General features: G+C 72.7%; 4 protein-coding genes and 1 pseudogene. 1 reads left to right on the top strand and 4 read right to left on the bottom strand.

Annotation, left to right across the window (positions count from 1 at the left end):
- Positions 1–598 (bottom strand): annotated as a pseudogene (locus MTQ10_RS28415) (metallophosphoesterase); the annotation flags it as partial.
- A gap of 21 nt (positions 599–619) precedes the next feature.
- A complete protein-coding gene (locus MTQ10_RS28410) occupies positions 620–859 on the bottom strand; it encodes an SCO4848 family membrane protein (RefSeq protein WP_247473201.1) in 240 nt (79 codons plus the stop codon).
- Between the two features lie 88 nt (positions 860–947).
- Here MTQ10_RS28410 and MTQ10_RS28405 point away from each other — a divergent pair, with 88 nt between their 5' ends.
- Complete coding sequence (locus tag MTQ10_RS28405; protein ID WP_247473200.1) at positions 948–2,225, top strand: D-alanyl-D-alanine carboxypeptidase family protein; 1,278 nt, start codon at positions 948–950, stop codon at positions 2,223–2,225.
- Here the strand turns inward: MTQ10_RS28405 and MTQ10_RS28400 are convergent.
- Together MTQ10_RS28400 and MTQ10_RS28395 are read right to left on the bottom strand one after the other, a co-directional pair.
- Positions 2,179–3,090 (bottom strand): YihY/virulence factor BrkB family protein, encoded by a 912-nt coding sequence (locus MTQ10_RS28400; RefSeq protein WP_247473203.1) that lies wholly within the window; start codon positions 3,088–3,090, stop codon positions 2,179–2,181. The two genes, MTQ10_RS28405 and MTQ10_RS28400, sit on opposite strands and share 47 nt — an antisense overlap.
- A 137-nt stretch (positions 3,091–3,227) precedes the next feature.
- Entirely contained in the window at positions 3,228–4,100 is an 873-nt protein-coding gene (locus tag MTQ10_RS28395) for a decaprenyl-phosphate phosphoribosyltransferase (protein ID WP_247473202.1), read from the bottom strand.
- Positions 4,101–4,174: the final 74 nt, after the last annotated feature.

Genomic DNA, 4,174 nt, shown 5'->3' with positions numbered 1-4,174 from the left:
CCTCCGAGGCCGGGGCGGGCGTCGGGGCGGGCTCCGGCGCCCCGGCCTCGGAGGAGGCGGCCCCGGCCTTCGTGCCGCCGGTCCCGGCGGCGCCTCCTGCCGCAGCAGCACGCCCGGCCTCGGCGGTGCCCACGGTGTCGGACGCGGACGCGGCCCTCGCCTCGGCACCGCCACCACGGGCACCTTCGGCCACGGGCTCGGCCACGGCCTCGGGCTCGGCGCCGGCTCGGCCCCCGGCAGGTGTCCCGGCGCCGGACCCGGCGCCCCCGGCCCGCGTCCGCCGTGTCGGCAGGCGCCGCAGCAGCGGCCGTACCGCCTCTCCCGCGAGGAGCGCGAGCAGCAGGTAGACCGAGAGCGCCAGCCACAGGAAGCCCGGCCAGGCCAGGGCCTGTTGCAGCGGGAACGGGGCGCCCGCGCGCTCGGCGACCAGCGCCCCGACGGCCAGCGCCCAGCCGCCGCCGATCAGGACGGCACCGGCGCGGCGCACCGGTCCGGGGTGCTCGGTGGTGTCGCGGAACAGGCGCCGCCACACGTACCAGTTGGCCGTGACGAGCACTGCCAGCACGAGCAGGGCGACGAGCACGAGGACGATGACCACGCTGTGGGTTCCCCTGTCCCGCTATGAGGTTCGGCGCAGTGCGCGCAGTCCGCGCAACCCGATGATCCCGATGACCGTCCCCAATACGAAGGACACGACGGCGAGCAGCAGGTGCACCCAGAAGTACGCGGTGGGGTGACCGTCGTCGAAGGCGAGCCCGCTGCCGTCCGCGGCGAGATTCTTGACGAAAGTGACCCAGATGATCCACGACCACACCCCGAAGGCGAGCAGGAACCAGGACACGGGTCGGCTGAGCTTCATACGTTCAGTATCGCCGTCGCGGGTCCCCTCCGGCGGCCGGGGTGGGGTGGCCGAAAGGGCCGCGGGCGCGCCCGGTACGTTCTCGTCCGTGCCCGAATCCCTGAAGACCGCCCGGCGTGCCCTGCCGGTCATCGTCGCCGCCCTGACGTCCCTCGCGCTGAGCGCGCCCACCGCTCTCGCGGCGCCCTCTCCGTCGCCGACGCCGACGGCCACTCCGCCCGCCGTGATGTCCACGCTGGGCGGGGAGCGGCTGGGCAGGCCGGGCACGCAGGTCGATCTGGGCACGGGCGGGCCGGTCGTGCCGAAGGACATCAGCGCGCGGTCCTGGATCGTCGCGGACGCCGAGTCGGGTGAGGTGCTGGCCGCGCACAACGCGCATTGGCGGCTGGCGCCGGCGAGCACGCTGAAGATGCTGTTCGCGGACACGGTGCTGCCGAAGTTCCCGGCGACGATGACGCACAAGGTGGCGCCGGAGGATCTGGCGGGTGTGGGTGCCGGGTCCAGCATGGTCGGGATCAAGGAGCACGAGACGTACACCGTGCGGGACCTGTGGCTGGGGGTGTTCCTGCGGTCCGGCAACGACGCGGTGCATGTGCTGGCGGCGATGAACCAGGGCGTGGACAACACGGTCCGGGAGATGAACGAGCACGCGCGGGAGTTGCAGGCGCTGGACACGAAGGTGGTCTCGCCGGACGGGTACGACGCGGAGGGGCAGGTGTCGTCCGCGTACGACCTGACGCTGTTCGCCCGGTCGGGGCTCCAGAAGAAGGACTTCCGGGAGTACTGCTCGACGGCACGGGCGAAGTTCCCCGGTGAGACGAAGAAGGACAAGAAGGGCAAGCCGTACCGGACGTCCTTCGAGATCCAGAACACGAACCGGCTGCTGAGCGGTACGGATTCCGATGTGCCGGTGTATCCGGGTATCGCCGGGGTGAAGAACGGCAACACCACGAACGCGGGCGCCACGTTCACGGGTGTGGCCGAGCGGGACGGGCATGTGCTGCTGGTCACGGTGATGCACCCGGAGAAGAACGAGCACAACGAGGTCTACAAGGAGACCGCGAAGCTGCTCGACTGGGGTTTTGCCGCGGTGGGCAAGGTGCGTCCGGTGGGTGAGCTGGTCGCGCCGGTGAACGCGCAGTCGGGCGCGCAGTCCGGGGCGAGTGCTGCGCCGGGTGCGGCGGACGGTGACGCCAAGGGCGCGGCGGGGGCCGGGAAGCCGGCGGCGAGCGCCGCGTCGGGCGGCTCCAGCGGGGTCGGGGTGGCGCTGGGCATCACGGGCGGGGTGCTGGTGCTGCTGGCGGGCGGGGTGTTCCTCGTCAACCGGCGGTGGCCGCTGCCGGATCTGGTCCGTCGCCGGCGGTGACACCGACGCCTTCCTCGGCCTTGCTGCCGGTGGCGGTCCAGGCGGCGCTGTACAGGAGCAGTTTGGTGGTGAAGTTGATCCACAGCAGCAGGGCGACGGGCACACCGAACGCGCCGTACATGCTTTTCGCGGCGACGCCCTGGATGTAGCCGCTGAGCAGCAGTTTGAGCAGTTCGAACCCGACCGCGCCGATCAGGGCCGCCACGATGAGGCGGCGGCGTGGGGGTTCGACGCCGGGCAGCAGGGTGAGGACGTAGAGCAGGACGAGGAAGTCCGCGGCGACGGCGACGGCGAACGCGATGACGCGCAGCAGGATGCCGCCCCAGCCGGACCGGTCGATGCCGAGCTGGTCGGTGATCCAGCCGACGAGGGCGGAGGCGACGGTGGACGCGGCGATGGTGGCGAGGACGGCGCCGCCGAGGCCGAGCAGGATGCCGGTGTCCTTCGTCTTGCGCAGCAGGGGGTTGTCCCGGTCCTCGGGGAGTTCCCATACGACGCGCAGGCAGTCGCGCATCTGGCCGATCCAGTTGACGCCGGTGAGCAGCAGCAGGACGGCGGAGACGAGGCCGATGGTGCCGGCGTTGTCGGCGAGGGCCTTGATGTCGATCTGGTCGGCGATGCCGGGGATCTGCTCGGCGATCTTGTCCTGGAGGTCGTTCTGCTGCTGGTCGCTGAGGGTGGCGGCGGCGATGGCCGCGGCGAGGGAGAGCAGCGGGAACAGCGCGAGGAAGCTGACGAAGGTCATCGCGGCGGCGAGCCGGGTCCATTTGACGCGGTCGAGGCGTTCATAGGAGCGCCAGGCGTGGGTGGTCATCAGGCGGGCGATCCAAGGCCCGACGACGGGCAACTTCTTCAGCCATTCCATGATCAGCTTCTCCCCTTGCGGTGGCGGGCCCATGTCCGTCTTCCCCGGAACGGGTCCGGCGGTGCCCCGCTCGGGTGCAAAGGGGCCGTACGGGGGGCGGGTGCGGAGCGCACGGTGTCAGTGGGGGGCACGGGGGCTCACCAGTCCGCCACCGCGAGCGCGTACATGATCAGCCAGGCCAGGCCGATGAGGGCGAGGGCCCGGTCGCCGAGGACGACGTCCTCGGGTTCGCCGGCGGTGCCCCGGTCGGCGAAGACGGCGTAGCGCAGGACGGCCAGGACGAACGCCACGACGGACAGTTGCCGCCACGGCAGTACGCCGCTGTGGACGCCGCCCTCCTCCAGCGCCCACAGGCAGTAGCCGAGGACGGCGACGCCGGCGGCGAGCTGCCAGACGAAGCGGAGGTAGCCGGGGGTGTACTCGGTGAGCAGGGCGCGGGTGGCGCCCTGCTCGGCGGCGGGGTGCACGGCCTCGGAGTAGCGCTTGGCGGCGACCATGAACAGCGCGCCGAAGCCTGTGGTGATGAGGAACCAGCGGGACAGCGGGATGCCGACGGCGAGCCCGCCGACGGCCGCCCGCATCAGGAATCCGGTGGTGACGACGACCAGGTCGACGACGAGGACGTGTTTGAGGCTGAGGCAGTACGCGAGCTGGAGGCCGACGTAGGCGGCGAGGAGGGCTGCGACGGCGGGGCCCGCCAGCCAGGCCGCGGCGGCCGGGGCGAGGACGGCGAGGGTGCCGCCGGTGGCGTAGGCGACGGGGACCGGGACCTGTCCGGCGGCGACCGGGCGCCGGCGTTTGACGGGGTGGGCGCGGTCGGCGTCGGCGTCGCGGGCGTCGTTGACCAGGTAGACGGCGGCGGAGCAGGCGGTGAACAGGGCGAAGACCAGCGCGAGCCGGGTGGGGGTGCCGGGGGCGAGGAGCCGGCCCGCGGCGGCGGGCGCGGCGATGACGAGGACGTTCTTCACCCACTGTTTGGGGCGTGCGGTGCGCAGCAGCCCGGTGAGCAGTCCGCCGGGGCGCGGGGGCGCGACAGGTCCGCTCCGGTCGCGTTGCGCGGGGCCGGTGTCGCGGGGGGTGCCGG

This window comes from Streptomyces sp. XM83C, from assembly GCF_023072675.1.
GTDB classification, from domain to species: domain Bacteria; phylum Actinomycetota; class Actinomycetes; order Streptomycetales; family Streptomycetaceae; genus Streptomyces; species Streptomyces thermocoprophilus.
The sequence above is the reverse complement of the archived record's forward strand: the minus strand, read 5'-3'. Positions and strand labels throughout refer to the sequence as shown.

What these genes read in the sequence shown, in the direction of transcription:
- MTQ10_RS28410 (WP_247473201.1), bottom strand. Translation starts at nt 859, where the DNA reads ATGAAGCTCAGCCGACCCGTGTCCTGGTTCCTGCTCGCCTTCGGGGTG.
- MTQ10_RS28400 (WP_247473203.1), bottom strand. Translation starts at nt 3,090, where the DNA reads ATGGAATGGCTGAAGAAGTTGCCCGTCGTCGGGCCTTGGATCGCCCGC.